General features: G+C 64.7%; 15 protein-coding genes. 6 read left to right on the top strand and 9 right to left on the bottom strand.

Features of this window, described 5'->3' with window-relative positions; translation table 11 throughout:
* Positions 1-35: 35 nt before the first annotated feature.
* The gene (locus tag ACOZ4H_RS10825) at positions 36-788 is read right to left on the bottom strand and encodes a TrmB family transcriptional regulator sugar-binding domain-containing protein (protein WP_424329288.1); all 753 of its coding nucleotides are present in this window, start codon (positions 786-788) and stop codon (positions 36-38) included.
* A gap of 131 nt (positions 789-919) precedes the next feature.
* Here ACOZ4H_RS10825 and ACOZ4H_RS10820 point away from each other — a divergent pair, with 131 nt between their 5' ends.
* Positions 920-2455: a histidine kinase dimerization/phospho-acceptor domain-containing protein gene (locus ACOZ4H_RS10820; protein WP_424329287.1), complete on the top strand. Its 1536-nt coding sequence runs from the start codon at positions 920-922 to the stop codon at positions 2453-2455.
* 62 nt (positions 2456-2517) lie between these two features.
* A complete protein-coding gene (locus tag ACOZ4H_RS10815; protein ID WP_424329286.1) occupies positions 2518-3078 on the top strand; it encodes a DUF420 domain-containing protein in 561 nt (186 codons plus the stop codon).
* 28 nt (positions 3079-3106) lie between these two features.
* Here the strand turns inward: ACOZ4H_RS10815 and purF are convergent, their stop codons facing one another.
* The 4 genes from purF to ACOZ4H_RS10795 all read right to left on the bottom strand — a co-directional run bounded on the left by purF (position 3107) and on the right by ACOZ4H_RS10795 (position 6048).
* Positions 3107-4549, bottom strand: coding sequence for an amidophosphoribosyltransferase (gene purF / locus ACOZ4H_RS10810; protein ID WP_424329285.1), 1443 nt, complete (start codon positions 4547-4549; stop codon positions 3107-3109).
* Positions 4550-4563: 14 nt separating this feature from the next.
* On the bottom strand, positions 4564-4737 hold the full coding sequence (locus tag ACOZ4H_RS10805) for a 50S ribosomal protein L37e (RefSeq protein ID WP_004517916.1): 174 nt from the start codon (positions 4735-4737) through the stop codon (positions 4564-4566).
* Positions 4734-4916 (bottom strand): LSM domain-containing protein, encoded by a 183-nt coding sequence (locus ACOZ4H_RS10800; protein ID WP_004592851.1) that lies wholly within the window; start codon positions 4914-4916, stop codon positions 4734-4736. Before ACOZ4H_RS10800 ends, ACOZ4H_RS10805 begins: the two co-directional genes overlap by 4 nt.
* Positions 4917-4989: 73 nt before the next feature.
* A complete protein-coding gene (locus ACOZ4H_RS10795; RefSeq protein WP_424329284.1) occupies positions 4990-6048 on the bottom strand; it encodes a M20/M25/M40 family metallo-hydrolase in 1059 nt (352 codons plus the stop codon).
* A 114-nt stretch (positions 6049-6162) separates the two neighbouring features.
* Between ACOZ4H_RS10795 and ACOZ4H_RS10790 the strand changes: the two genes are divergently transcribed.
* Together ACOZ4H_RS10790 and ACOZ4H_RS10785 are read left to right on the top strand one after the other, a co-directional pair.
* On the top strand, positions 6163-6447 hold the full coding sequence (locus ACOZ4H_RS10790) for a hypothetical protein (RefSeq protein WP_424329283.1): 285 nt from the start codon (positions 6163-6165) through the stop codon (positions 6445-6447).
* Positions 6448-6543: 96 nt separating this feature from the next.
* Positions 6544-7494: a zinc-dependent metalloprotease gene (locus tag ACOZ4H_RS10785; protein WP_424329282.1), complete on the top strand. Its 951-nt coding sequence runs from the start codon at positions 6544-6546 to the stop codon at positions 7492-7494.
* A 50-nt stretch (positions 7495-7544) separates the two neighbouring features.
* Here ACOZ4H_RS10785 and ACOZ4H_RS10780 read toward each other — a convergent pair whose 3' ends face one another.
* Both ACOZ4H_RS10780 and ACOZ4H_RS10775 read right to left on the bottom strand, forming a co-directional pair.
* Positions 7545-8075 carry an HTH domain-containing protein gene (locus ACOZ4H_RS10780; protein ID WP_424329281.1) on the bottom strand — a complete coding sequence of 177 codons (531 nt, stop codon included), beginning with the start codon at positions 8073-8075 and terminating at the stop codon, positions 7545-7547.
* Between the two features lie 75 nt (positions 8076-8150).
* The gene (locus tag ACOZ4H_RS10775; RefSeq protein ID WP_424329280.1) at positions 8151-9695 is read right to left on the bottom strand and encodes an alkaline phosphatase family protein; all 1545 of its coding nucleotides are present in this window, start codon (positions 9693-9695) and stop codon (positions 8151-8153) included.
* A gap of 134 nt (positions 9696-9829) precedes the next feature.
* Here ACOZ4H_RS10775 and ACOZ4H_RS10770 point away from each other — a divergent pair, with 134 nt between their 5' ends.
* Complete coding sequence (locus tag ACOZ4H_RS10770; RefSeq protein ID WP_424329279.1) at positions 9830-10255, top strand: DUF5796 family protein; 426 nt, start codon at positions 9830-9832, stop codon at positions 10253-10255.
* 42 nt (positions 10256-10297) lie between these two features.
* Here ACOZ4H_RS10770 and ACOZ4H_RS10765 read toward each other — a convergent pair whose 3' ends face one another.
* The gene (locus tag ACOZ4H_RS10765) at positions 10298-10432 is read right to left on the bottom strand and encodes a DUF7128 family protein (protein ID WP_268812783.1); all 135 of its coding nucleotides are present in this window, start codon (positions 10430-10432) and stop codon (positions 10298-10300) included.
* 85 nt (positions 10433-10517) lie between these two features.
* Here ACOZ4H_RS10765 and ACOZ4H_RS10760 point away from each other — a divergent pair, with 85 nt between their 5' ends.
* The gene (locus ACOZ4H_RS10760; protein ID WP_424329278.1) at positions 10518-12635 is read left to right on the top strand and encodes a CDC48 family AAA ATPase; all 2118 of its coding nucleotides are present in this window, start codon (positions 10518-10520) and stop codon (positions 12633-12635) included.
* Positions 12636-12885: 250 nt separating this feature from the next.
* On the opposite strand, the gene ACOZ4H_RS10755 is transcribed toward ACOZ4H_RS10760, so the two are convergent.
* Complete coding sequence (locus ACOZ4H_RS10755; RefSeq protein WP_424329277.1) at positions 12886-13905, bottom strand: DUF4349 domain-containing protein; 1020 nt, start codon at positions 13903-13905, stop codon at positions 12886-12888.
* Positions 13906-13911 lie beyond the last annotated feature (6 nt).

Genomic DNA, 13911 nt, shown 5'->3' with positions numbered 1-13911 from the left:
GATTTTCGCGTCTTACGGGCGCTTTTCTCGCTGCGTTATCCGTCGTCAGCCCTGTCCAGGGTAATTTCGCGACACTCGTAGGCTTCCTTCGTCGCACCAGTCCCACCGACAGTGACCGGTCCGGCATCGGTTTCAATAGTGAGTGACCGTTCGGCCGGGTTCTTGCTCGATGCGGGATAGACGATGCTCTGCCGGACGTTTATCACCGGCCCCGATACCGTCGTCTCCGTCCGGTCCGTAGTCGAGACCACCCGAGCGCGTGCAGTGATCGGTGTCCCTGCACGCAACGCCAGCGCCGCCATGAGCACCGCGAACTGGAACGCGGAGAACGTCCGCGGGAACTCACACACGCTAGCGACGTAGCGTTCCGTCCCCATCAGCCAGTGGGTGCCGAGGAACATCGTGAACTCGTCGTGGGCGAGGTTCTCGTTGTCGAACTCTGTCGCCTGATACGCTGCCACCGAGTCAGTCAGCATCCGGGAATGCCCAGTGAGCCCGCGCTGGATGTCGGCAGTCACGAGCAGCGGGGTGATGCCGCTCTCGATTGTCCTGACCGCCGTTGCGATGTCCTCGTACGCGGGCGTCGGCGCTGACGCGTCGCCATGGATCAGTAGCAACACCAGCGTGTCCCGCTCGATAGCGGCGCTGAGTTGCGGGGCGAACACGGGGAGAGAAGATTTCGGCACCGCAATCGTGAGACTCTCGTCGGCACTGTCAATAAGTGATTGTATCGCACCGATGACTGCCGACTGGGTCCGATGGATCTCCAGCCCCGGTTGTGCCATCATCAAAGGATGCGGTGCCACGTGTATAAATCGTCCCCTGAATTGGGCAATAGCGTCGCTGAGAGGGCGTAAATGTCAACAGTAGAGAGGTAAGTGGTGTAACTTCTTTATGCGTGTATCTCTTCTGAAGCGTGATGAAGCCACAGCCCACCGTCCTGTTTGTCCGTAGTCCGAGCCAGGACAGGGCCGCGATCTCGGTGCTCCGGGACAGCGGTGTCACCGTCCACGAGTTCGAAGGCGTTCGTGACCTGGAGTGTGCGCTCGGTGACTACGACACGGACTGTATCGTCACGAACTGCGAAGTGGAGAAGCCGGACGGGACGCAGTACCTCGGTGGGTTGACCGTTATCGAGCGACTGCGACGAAGCCATCCCGAACTCCCGGTCGTCCTCTTTGCGGAGGTGACAAACGGTGACATCGCCCGCGAAGCTTACAGCCGCGACGTGTTCGGCTACGTTCCGAACACAGTGGGCGACGCCCACCAGCGGCTCCTTGCGCAGGTCGACGCCGCCGTTGCCTCCAGCCCAGCCCGTCAGCGGGCGAACAAGCGAAAACAGCTCAACGAAGCCGTCCGGCTGGTCAATCAGGCGCTCGTCCGCTCGCAGTCGCGGATGGACATCGAACGCGATGTCACGGCGGTTCTGGCGGGCACGACCAGATACAGCGAGGCCTGCACGGCGACCTGTCAGCACGATAGGCCGGTCGTTCGAGCGCTGGGCTCACAGCGCGACCGCGTCTCTATCACCGCGCCGGAGCCGTTGCGCCGCGCCGAGTCGGAGGACCGGCTCGTCGTTGCGGACATCGATCCAGCAGCGTTCGCGGACGACACGGGCGCACTGGAAGCAGACTGTGTCCGCGTCCTCGCCGTTCCACTGGTGTACGATGGGACTTCGTACGGTGTCCTCGCAGTGTACGCCGACCGCGTCGATATCTTTGACACGGAAGAACAGGACACGTTTCGGGAGGTCGGGCACAACATCGCGCTGGCTATCGACGCGAGCCAGACGAAAGACGCGCTCCAGCAGCGGACGACGGAACTGGAACGACAGAAAGAGCGGTTACGAGAGCTCGCACAGATCATCTCACACGAACTCCGGAACCCGCTCCAAGCGGCGATGGGACGAGTCGAACTGCTAGCCGCCGAACACGCCGCCGAGGAGTTCGACGCGATCCAGCGCAGCCACACCCGCATGTCGTTTCTCATCGACGACCTCATGGAAATCGCCCGTCAGGGCGGCCGACAGTACACTGTCGAGCCGGTCACGCTCTCCGACGTGATGGCGGACGCCTGGACGACAGTGGACACCGATGAAGCGACCATCGAAATCGACTGTACCGAGACGATACTGGCCGATAGCAGCCGGCTGTGTCAGCTCGCAGAGAACTTCTTCCGGCTCGCCACAGAGCAGGGCGACACCGGGAAGATAACGATCACAGACACGGCCGAGGGGTTCGCCCTCGAACACGACGGCCCCCCGTTGGAGGAGGGAAGCGAGGGACCGTTTGAACTCTATTACGCCTCCACCGACGAAGGTGTGGGGCTCCACCTCGCCGTGATTCGGGAAATCGCACGCGGCCACGGGTGGGAAACCGACCTCTCCGATGAATCGACGGGATGGGTCCGTCTGAACGTAACCGGCGTCGAACGACCGTCAGCGAAAGCCACGTAGCGACCGCGGCTCGCCGTACGCGACTCGAAACCGTATTTTGCGTCCAGTCCGGAGTTGGGTGTATGGATCTCCAGGCTCGGTATCGCGTGCCAGCACTCACTGGCCTGTTGACGGTCGTGTCGCTCGCGCTCGTGTTCGGGGCCGTTCTCGGGGCGATTCCCCAGTCGGCGCTCCCCGCTGCTCCCGCGAGCGTTCTCGGGGCGATCCCACACGCCAACGCCGTGGTCAGCGCCCTCGCCATCGGGACCATCGTCGGCGGTATCCGGGCGATTCGCCGCGGAAACGTCGCCCGACACCGGAAACTGATGCTCTCCTCGTTCGGCCTGTTTGCCCTGTTTCTCGTGCTGTACCTCTACCGGATAACGCTTGTCGGGCCGACGGACTTCGCCGGCCCGTCGGTCGTCGAGACGTACTTCTATCTCCCCTTCCTCGCGATCCACATCCTGCTTGCCATCATCGCCATCCCGGCGGTGTACTACGTCCTGCTGCTGGCTTACACCTACCCCGTCTCGGAGTTGCCGTCGACGAACCACCCGCGTGCCGGAAAGCTGGCTGCGAGCCTGTGGCTGATCTCCTTCTCGATGGGTATCGCCGTCTACGCGATGCTGTACCTGGTGTGGTAGTCGCGGCGAAAAGATAACTGCCGGCTGCTCAGTCGTCGGCCGGGCTCGACTGCGTGCCGATATCCGGGCGGGCAACGTCGCGGTCCGTCGCCTCGCCGTCGATATCGTAGGGGTACTCGCCGGTGACACAGCCGAGACAGAGGTCAGTCCGGCTCTTGTCCAGCGTCTCCGCGATGGCGTCGATAGAGAGATACGACAGCGAGTCGGCCTCGATTTCGTCGCGGATCTCGTCGACGGACTGGTTCCCGGCGATGAGTTCATCGCGGGAGGCCATGTCGATGCCCATGTAGCACGGAGCGACGATTGGCGGCGCGCCGATGCGGACGTGAACCTCCTCGGCCCCGGCGTCTTTCAGCAACTGAATCAGTTGCGTCGAGGTGGTCCCGCGGACGATAGAGTCGTCGATGATGGTGACGCTCTTCCCTTCGATGGTCGACTTGATGGGGTTGAGCTTCAGCCGGACGGCCCGTTCGCGTTCGTCCTGGGTCGGCATGATGAACGTGCGGCCGACGTACCGGTTTTTCATCAGTCCCTCGGCGAACTCGATGTCCGAGCCGTCGTCCTGTGCGGCCTCGGCGTATCCGGAGGCAAAGGCGCGCCCGGAGTCGGGCACCGGCAGCACCACGTCCGATTCGACGCCGGACTCCTCCCAGAGTTTGCGGCCCAGTTCGCGCCGGACCTCGTAGACGAGGTTCTCGTCGATGGTCGAGTCCGGTCGCGCGAAGTAGACGTGTTCGAAGAAGCAGTGGGCCGTGTTCTCGGGTTCGACGAGCTGATAGGTGTCGAAGCCGGTCCCGTCGGCGTGCAGGACGACGAGTTCGCCGGGTTTGACGTCCCGGATCAGTTCGCCGTCGAGCGTGTCGATGGCTGCCGATTCAGAGGCGAGGACGTAGCCGTCCTCGAGTTCGCCGATGCACAGCGGTCGGTTCCCCTGCGGGTCGCGCACGCCGAGCACCGTCTCGTCGTGCATAATCGTCAGCGAGTACGACCCGTGGATGCGGTTCATCGTCCGCTTGACAGCCCGAACCAGGTCCTCCTCTAAGAGATTACGCGCGAGGTCGTGGGCGATGACTTCGGTGTCGCCGTCGGACGTGAAGGCGTGGCCGAGGTCGGCCAGTTCGTCGCCGATCTCGTCGGCGTTGACGAGATTCCCGTTGTGGGACAGACCCAGCGACCCCGACTTGAACGAGACGGAGAACGGCTGGGCACAGCAAGCGTTGACGCTTCCGGCGGTCGGGTATCGGACGTGGCCGATGCCGTTCGAGCCGTTTAGCGCTTCCAGGTCGCCGGGGTCGAAGGCGTCACCGACGAGGCCCATTTCGACGTGGCTGTACTGCTGGAACCCGTCGTGGGTGACGATGCCGGCCGATTCCTGGCCGCGGTGCTGGAGCGCGTACAAGGAGTAGTAGAGCGGTCGGGCGGCGTCACGGTCCTCCAAAGAGATGCCAACAACGCCGCACTTCTCGTGCATTTGTTTTGAGTGTGTTATTCGCCCGCTTTCGACTGCCACTCGTAGTCACGTCGCTTGGCCGACTTGCCGAAACCGCACGACGAGCAGACCTTCTTTTTCGTATGATACGACTTTTCACCACACCGTCGACACTTCGTATGTGTCGTGGTGTTCTTCTTGCCCTGACTCGGAGTTCCTGCGCCAGTCATGGAGTAATCGAGACCACGTTATCGCCGCGTATAATCGTTGTGTCTTCATCCTCGACGACGAGGTTCATGTGTTGGTCGTAGCCGGTGAGTTCCCCTTCGAAGATTTCGCCACCCTTCAGCTGTACGGTGACTGTCTCACCGAGGGACGCTTCGAGTACATCCAGCGGTCGTCCACTCATGTACGGTTTGGATAGTGACGGCCGCTTAAACGTACCGTTTGTATGGTGGCACGCGCGAGGCCGTTCCGCTGCCTTACACGTCGACGCTAAAGGGCGCTCGGTCGGCCGCTCGGACGGCGAAGCCGGCGAGCAGGTCCGCGAGCGCGTCGAGGTCGTCGGGGTCGATGACCTCGACCGGCGTGTGCATGTAGCGGTTCGGCAACCCGACGTTGACCGACGGAATCCCACCCCGGGAAGTGTAGAAGGCGTCCGCGTCGGTTCCGGTCCTGCTGCCCGTCGCCTGCAACTGGATGTCGATGTCCTCGGCGTCGCTCGTTTCACGGAGCGCGTCGACGGCGACCGGGTGGTTCGCGCTCCCGCGGGCGACGACCGGTCCCCCGCCGAGTTCGACCCCCGTAGCGGCCTTGCCAGGCGAGTTCGGCGAATCCGTCGCGTGGGTCACGTCAGCGGCGATGGCGACATCCGGCGCGAGGTCGAACCCGACCATCTTCGCCCCCTGTACGCCGACCTCCTCCTGCACCGTGGAGACGGCGTACACTGTCGCATCCGCTCCAGTCTCTGCCGCGCGTCGAAGCCCCTCTGCGGCCGCCCAGATACCGATGCGGTTGTCCATCGCCCGTGCCGCGAGGCGGCCGTTCTCCAGTTCGCTCAGCGTCTGAACGAACGTCACCGGGTCACCGCGGTCGACGAGCGACTCTACCTCGTCGCCGTCCTCTGCACCAACATCGACGTGCTGTTCGGAAATGTCGGGCACGGAGTCGTCATCCGGGTCCCGGAGGTGAATCGCAGTCTGTCCCACGACGCCCGAAACGGGGCCGTCGGCCGTGTGAATGGTGACGTGTTGGCCGCGTGAGACGGTCTTGTCCGAGCCGCCGATGCGGCCCAGTTTGACGAAGCCGTCGTCGGTGAGGTCGCGGACGATGAAGCCGATTTCGTCGCCGTGGCCTGCGAGCGCGACGGTCGTCTCTCCGCCCTCGACTTTCGCGACGGCGTTTCCGTAGTCGTCCGTTCGGACCTCGTCGGCGAACTCGCTGACGTAGTCGAGCCACACCCGCTGGCTGTCGGCCTCGTACCCCGACGGGCCGGGCGTCGTCAGCAGCGATTCCAGGAACTCGCGTCGTCGTGTGTCCATACGTAGGATAATGGCCCCTCGGTGATGAAAACAGCGGACGGCACGTGGTCCGGGACCGTCCCAGCGTGGCTCTGGTACCGCCACGGCTAAGAGTCGCGGCGTCGAACTGTCAGTATGGCCGAATTCACTCTCCTCGAAGTACATCTCGACGGCGCGGAGTTCACTGCCAACGCCCCGTTCAGTTCCACCGACGATGACGACGAGTCGGAGCGCAAATCACGGTGGTCGCGATCCCGTACGGACGAGCCAAGCGACGAAATTGACACCGAAGCCGGCGGTGGCCGTCGCGTCGGTCGCCTCGCGCTCGCCGTACTCGGTGTCGTTGCGGTTGTGGCGGTCCTCCTGCGCCTGTATCTCGGCGGGTCCGAAGGCGCTGACGACAGCGACGAAGCCCTGTAGCGGACCGCATCTAGTTCCACAGCGGACCACGAACCGAACGCCGGGGGTCGTTTTTACAGGGAGAAGGCCTATTTTCTCCCGCCACATTTCAGACGTATGGGACTATACCACAGCGTTCAGGCTGTCGCCGGCGCGACCGGCGACGGCCCCATCGACTGGAGTGCCGTCGCCGACGCCGCGAAGGCCGCCACAGATACGGGCGACCTCTCTGTCGAGACGCCCGAACGCGACGGCTATGCGACCGACGTCCGGGACGCCAGAAACCGCGTCCGGGAAGTGGGCCAACTCGCCTTTGATCTGCCCGAAACCGTCGAAATCCAGAACCGCCATCACTGGATCGACGCCAACGTCGCCACGTTCAGCCGGGTGATGGAACCGATCGAACAGCAGGCCGAGTACATCCCCGGCATCGCCCGCGTGGTCAACACCGGGTCGATGGCCGTCGCACTCTCGTTTCTGGGGAACAACGTCCTGGGCCAGTACGACCCCGTTTTGCTCGCGGACAACGACGCCCACGCGCTGTACTTCGTACGCCCCAACATCCACCGGGTCGCCGACCAGTTGAACGTCGAGCGGGAGCGCTTCCGCCGCTGGATCGCGTTCCACGAGGTCACACACGCGGCGGAGTTCGGCGCGGCCCCGTGGCTGTCCGACCACCTCGAAACGGCGATGGAGGACGCCATCGACAACCTCACCGACGGCAACATCGACCGCGCGACGCTCGGCGAACTCGACACGACGATGACTGCCGTTGAGGGGTACGCGGAACTGCTGATGGACCGGGCCTTCGACGACGAGTACGACGACCTGCGCCGGAAAGTCGACGAGCGCCGACAGGGGCGTGGCCCCATCGCGTCGCTCATGCGCCGGCTGCTCGGCCTCGGAATGAAACGCCAGCAGTACGAGCGCGGGAAGGCGTTCTTCGACACGGTCGCCGACGCCCGCGGCGTCGCTGCGGCCGGGCGCGTCTGGGACTCCCCGGATACCCTGCCCACCGAAGACGAGATAGAGACGCCGACGCTGTGGATCGACCGCGTGGACCCCTGAACCGCGACCGCTGAAGCGGCTATATTACGCTGTGTGACCGCACGGAACGCTTATTTGTTCGGCTCTTCGACGGGCGCTTCGATTTTCGCGACGTCGAGGAGGATCTCGCTGTTCGATTCGTCGACGGCTACAATCGTCCCGGCGACGACGAGCTTCGAAATCGGCGTGGGCCCGAGAATGACGGCCTGGCCCTCGCTGAAGTCCTGCACCGAGCTCTGGAGGTGGAACCGGGCGCGGCATTTCTCCGGGTCGTGGACGTTCGTGAAGTTGATTTCCTCGACGGTGACGCCGACCCGCTCGTAATCGTGAGCGACGACGACGCTCTCGGCCTCGTCTATCTGCTGGCGGTCGATTGCGTCGAAGGCCTCGGATGTCGGCTTGTACCCACCCGTCGGCCCGGGAATGCCTTCGACAAGCCCCAGCGACGTGAGACTCTGCATCTGGTTCCGTACCGTGCCGGGGTTCCGGTCGATCTCATCCGCGATTGTCTCACCGGTGACCGCCTCACCGGTCTGTTGATACTTGTTTACCAGCGTCGTAAGCATCGTTCGCTGGCTGTTGTTCAGATCGATGCTAACCATACCGGTGTGTATCGGGAGCGGCTACTTATCCCATTGGGTTCACTCATTCACCGCCAGTCGCTCCCACAGACGCGGCTATTCCATGTATCCAAGTTGCTTGAGCCGGTCCTCGACGGCGTCCTCGTCGTCGCTTCCGAGGGCGTCATCGATACTGAGTGGCGCACGTTCGCCGACGGCGGGGTCTTCGGTGAACACCGGGAGAACCTCGCCGCGCATGTCAGTCGGGACAGCACAACCGTGGGCAGCCAGAACGGTCGGCGCGATGTCGAGAATGCTGATTCTGTCGAGTTTGCCCTGTGGCTCGAAATCCGGCCCGCTGGCGGCGAAGATGCCGTAGGGTGTGTTCTCGGCCGCCCAGCGGTCGGGGTCGCTCTGGACGGTCCCGCCACCGATGCCGTCGTTGACGTGGACGCCCGGTCGCTGATCGACGACGACCTCCGGGCCGGCGTCGACGTAGGGGCCGTTGTACACGTCCTCGCCCCTGTACACGTCGGTGAACAGCGGCCCGTGTTCGTCCTCGACCTCGCGCAGGTCGGCCATGAGCGACTCACGGACCGATTCCACGTCGAACCGGGGGTTGATGTACACCGGCCCCTGCCCGCTGGCGACGACCTTCGTCTGCTCCAGGTCGATGGCTTCCAGTTTGCGGTCCCGCTTTACGCCGTCACGCTGCGGAACGAGTTGCTGGATCGATTCCGGGACGACGCGGGCGAGCGTGTCCACGAGTCCGGCGCGCTTTGCGACCGCAAGCAGGTTCTCGCGGTCGAGCCCGACTCGGGTGAGGAGGGCGTCGACGCTCGTATCCCGGACCTGGTAGCCGTTCTCGGCCAGCCACTCGTTGATGTAGAACTCCGTCTGCGTGGCGTCACAGCCGTGGTCCGACATCAACACCAGGTTCAGGTCCTCGCGGTCGTCGAGTCGGCCGACCCACTCATCAACGGTTTTCCATGCGCGCAGGCTCGGCTCGTCGTCCCAGAAGAAGTGATGGAGGACGTTGAGATAGAACAGCGTCACGTGGACGAAATCGAGGTCCCGCTCGTCCATGAGGTGCGTCGCGACCTCGAAGCGCTTCTCCAAGAGGTCGAGGATGGCTTCGACCTCCGCGCCGCGCTCGTCGTTCGAGGACAGCAGCGGGTCCGGGTGGACTCGGTAGTCGAACCGCTCCTCCAGCTCCGCGGCCAGTTCCGGCGGCGAGGTGTAGCCGGAGCTGATCGACCGGTACTCCCCCTCGACGGCGTCCGGACCGCCAGCGACGACGAGTTCGTCGATGTCCCGCGGGGGGTACATCGTCGGCATGTTGACGACGCCAGCGGACTGTCCCTCGTCGTTGAGGTAGTCCCACAGCTCGGCGGTGTCGTAGTCGCCGCCGTTCATCACGGTGATCTCGCCCGCGGCGAGGTCGACGTTCTCGAACCAGAAGACGCCGAACCCGCCGGGGTCCTTGCCCGAGGAGTAACATTTCCAGTTCGGGAACGTCACCGGCGGCAGACAGCTCCGCGTCCCCGCCCAGGTGCCGGTGTCCCGCAGCGCGGCTAGGTTCGGGAGCTCGCCGGCCTCGATCCACGGGTCGAGCAGTTCCCAGCTCGCTCCGTCGAGCCCGACGACGAGGGTCTTCGTCATGTTGAGACGGAGACAGGCAAGTCACTAGTCCCTTTCGCACCCCGCCCGAGGGAGGTCCCGGCGTGCGGTGGCGAGCGCTCACGGGTCGAAACGGACAACGCGTCACTTTTGAGCGCGCCGCCGGAACAGCCGGTATGAGCAACCGGTCGGACATCGCGCCGGACACCGTCTCGGTCGAGTTGACCGAGGACGGCGTCGTCGTGGAGTACCTCGACGGCCGCCAGGCGTTCTATCACGGCGTCCCAACGGCGGTCGAAGAGAGCGTCCAGACAGCCCCGGGCAAGGACACGCACGTCCTGATCACCGACGAGACGGAGACCTCGGGTATCCTCGTGTACGTCAACGACCTCCGGACACACGACGATATCCTCGAAGAGACGGGCGTCGGACGGGTCATCCTCGACGACGGGGAGGAAGACGAACTGTTCCCGGGTGTTACGGTCCGGGACAATCAGATGCGGACGAAAGTGGAAGTGGACTACGACGTAACGAACGGCCGCGTGTTCGTCTTCGAGGAAGACGAACTCGGCGAGCGGAGCTTCGAGATCGTCGAAGCGTGATACCGGTGGTGAGGTGACGCGCGACTGTGGAGTCGAGGACCGCTACTGGATGTAGGACGGGTCCTCGTCGTCACAGTTCTCCTCGTGCTGGCGCGCGTCGCTCTGGTCGTCGAACATCAGGCCACAAGTCTCGCACTTGTACCACGTTATGTCGTCTCGCTCGGTTTGGACAACCATACCTGAAATTCCGATGGCCGCCCGTATATTATTTTCCCGCAACACAACGGGAACCCTCAAGGGAGTCGGATTGCAAGAAAGCGGCATGAGCGGGTCCACTGACGCCGGTGTCGAACTCACCGTCGAGGGTGCGAACAAGCGCGACGCCGGGCGCGGTATCGCACGACTGCCGGAGTCCGCACGGACCGAACTAGGGGTGTTGAGCGGGTCGCCCATCATCATCGAGGGCGACGACAGGACCGTCGTGAAGGTCTGGCCGGCGGACGACAACGGTTCTTTCGTCCGCATCGATTCAGACACCCGAGCGAACGCCGGCGTCAACATCGGTGACACGGTTACAGTGACGAGCGGGTCGGTTTCCGAGGCCACTGAGATCGCCGTCCAGCCGGTCGAACCGATGCCGGGCAGCGAGGACTACGAGAGCCTGGTCGGGAAGCGTCTGGTCGACCAGATAATCCAGGCCGACGAGCGGACCCACATCGAAGGGCTGGGGACCTTCCTCGTCCGCAAGACCTCACCCTCGGGACCGGTCCGAGTCACCGGCACGACGGCAGTGACTGTGCTGCCGGGTCTCGACGGCGGCAGCGATGCGAGCCAGTCGGCGTCCGATGAGGCAACAACGGCGAACACACCGACCGCCGAGACGGAGTCCGGGGTGAGCTACGAAGATATCGGCGGTCTCGACGAGGAACTGGACCGCATCCGCGAGATGATAGAGATGCCCCTCTCGGAGCCAGAGGAGTTCCGCCGCCTGGGTATCGACCCGCCCAGCGGCGTCCTCCTGCACGGCCCGCCCGGCACGGGGAAGACGCTCATCGCGCGAGCGGTGGCGAACGAGGTCGACGCCTACTTCGACACCATCTCCGGCCCCGAAATCGTCTCGAAGTACAAGGGCGAAAGCGAGGAGCGCCTCCGGGAGGCCTTCGAAAAAGCCGAAGCGAACGCGCCCGCCATCCTCTTCGTCGACGAGATCGACTCCATCGCCGGCTCCCGCGACGAGGACGCTGATATGGAGAACCGAGTCGTCGCCCAGTTGCTCACACTGATGGACGGGCTCGAAGACCGGGGCCGGGTCGTCGTCATCGGGGCGACGAACCGCGTCGACGCCATCGACCCGGCGCTGCGCCGCGGCGGCCGCTTCGACCGCGAGATAGAGATCGGCGTCCCCGGTGAGCACGGCCGCCGCGAGATCATGGACGTCCACACGCGGGACATGCCGCTGCACGAGGACGTGGACCTCGACCGCATCGCCGCACAGACTCACGGCTTCGTCGGGGCGGACCTCGCGTCGCTGACCACCGAGGCCGCGATGGCCGCGCTCCGGGCCGACCGCGACGATGGCGACGTCCACCAGGACGACTTCGAGACGGCGCTCGCCACCGTCGATCCCAGTGCGATGCGGGAGTACGTCGCCGAGTCCCCGACGGCGACCTTCGACGACGTGGGCGGGCTGTCCGAGGTCAAGCAGACGCTGACGGAGGCCATCGAATGGCCGCTGTCCTACAGTGAACTGTTCACTGCAACGAACACCGACCCACCCAGTGGCATCCTGCTGTACGGCCCGCCGGGGACCGGGAAAACCCTGCTCGCTCGGGCCGTCGCCGGCGAGAGCGACGTGAACTTCATCCACGTCGCCGGCCCCGAAATCATGGACCGCTACGTCGGCGAGAGCGAGGAAGCCGTGCGGGAACTATTCGAACGCGCCCGCCAGACCGCGCCGAGCATCATCTTCCTCGACGAGATAGACGCTATCGCCAGCCACCGCGGCCAGGGCAACGAAGTCACCGAACGCGTCGTCTCGCAACTGCTCGCCGAACTGGACGGCATCACGGAAAACCCCAATCTGGTCGTGCTGGCCGCGACCAACCGCCGGGACATGATCGACGACGCGCTACTGCGACCGGGCCGCCTCGAACAGCACGTCGAGGTCCCCAACCCCGACCGTGAAGCCCGCGAGGAGATTCTCGCCGTCCACACCGCCGGGAAGCCGCTCGCAGCGGGCACTGCTATCGAAGACCTCGCCGAAGAGACCGACGGCTTCTCGGGTGCAGAACTGGAGGCCGTCGTCCGCGAAGCGTCGATGCTGGCCATCCGGGAGGTGGCGTCCGCTTACGGGCCGGAAGAGGCCACCGAGAACGCCGACGAAGTGGAGATCACGCCCGAACACTTCCGTGAAGCGCTGGAGCGGGAACGGACGCGGTAGCTCGCAGTGCTCGCTGAGTACCTTCTGAGCGAACGTTTTAGATCGGCAGTATCGGAAAGGCGAGGAGAGGCGAAAGGATCGACTCCGGGAGAGGAGTGAAAAGGCTGTCCGGACAGCCTTGGCGGACGAGCGACGCCGAGTGGCCGAGCAGCGAGACGGGCGTTAGCGCCGGCATCGACGTGAAAAGCGCCTTGCCGGCAGCTACTCGTAGCGAGTGCACACGCAAAAAAGGCCCGGTGTTCGGTTCCGGCTACGCGTCCTTGTCGGGCGACTCCGTGTCCGATTCCGCAGTGGGTTCCTGCTGTGGGGCATCGCCTCCGCCTCCACCGTCGCCACCTTCTGTGGCTGATTCCGACGCGCCACGTCGGCCCAGCAGCGGGAGCGACCGACCGCGAAGGAGCCGCCGGCCGCCGACGACTGGGACGGCGAGGACGACGATCCACGGCGCGAGACTCGCAGCGGTCACGAGCAGGCCGCGGGTGAACACGTACACGTCGGTCACCGACGAGAGGAACGCGGAGACCAGCGACCGCTCGTGGTACGGCACCTGCTGGGCCGACGGTTCCGGCGCTGGCTCGTGAATCTCGACGCGCAGCGTCGAGTAGGCGACTCGCTGTTCGAGCGAGCGCTTCTGTGCTTCGAGGCGTTCGATGTCACTCTGAACCGACGACAGTTCCTCCTCGATGCGGAGCAGTTCCTCCGTGCTGTTAGCTCGCTCGTAGAAGGTCCGCAGTCGGTCGCGGCGCTCCCGGAGGTTGGTCAGGCGCGCTTCGAGGTCGACCAGTTTGTCGGTCACGTCCTTTGTCGTGGTTTCCTCGGAGCGCACCGTCCCCTGCTCGCTCACCATCGACTGCGTCGGTTCGTACTCTTCGCTGGGGACTCGGACGACGATGTAGCCGGTGTACCACGTCTCACCGTCGTTGCGGTGGAGTTCGCGGTTGGAGTCGCTCACGTACCCGCCGGACGCGCGAGCGCGGGCGGCGATTGCGTTGGCTGTCGTCGAGTAGTTCTCCACTTCGACCACCATCCGGCCGTTGCGGATGATGGCCCGGTCGGCCGCCGCGTCGCCGGCCTGAATATTCCCGCTATCCGCGGCGTTCGCCCCGGAGTCCGCTTCGACGGGTTGGCTCGATCCGTCGCCGCCGTCGGCCATCTGTGCGCCGTCACCGCCGCCCTGTGCCTCGCCCGCATCGCCGCTCCCGCCCAAACCGGCACAACCGGCGAAAAGGAGGAGGGCAACGACAGCGAGGACTCTGACTCGCGAAGCCATACGGGA

The organism is Haloarcula amylolytica (assembly GCF_049705545.1).
GTDB classification, from domain to species: domain Archaea; phylum Halobacteriota; class Halobacteria; order Halobacteriales; family Haloarculaceae; genus Haloarcula; species Haloarcula amylolytica_B.
The sequence above is the reverse complement of the archived record's forward strand: the minus strand, read 5'-3'. Positions and strand labels throughout refer to the sequence as shown.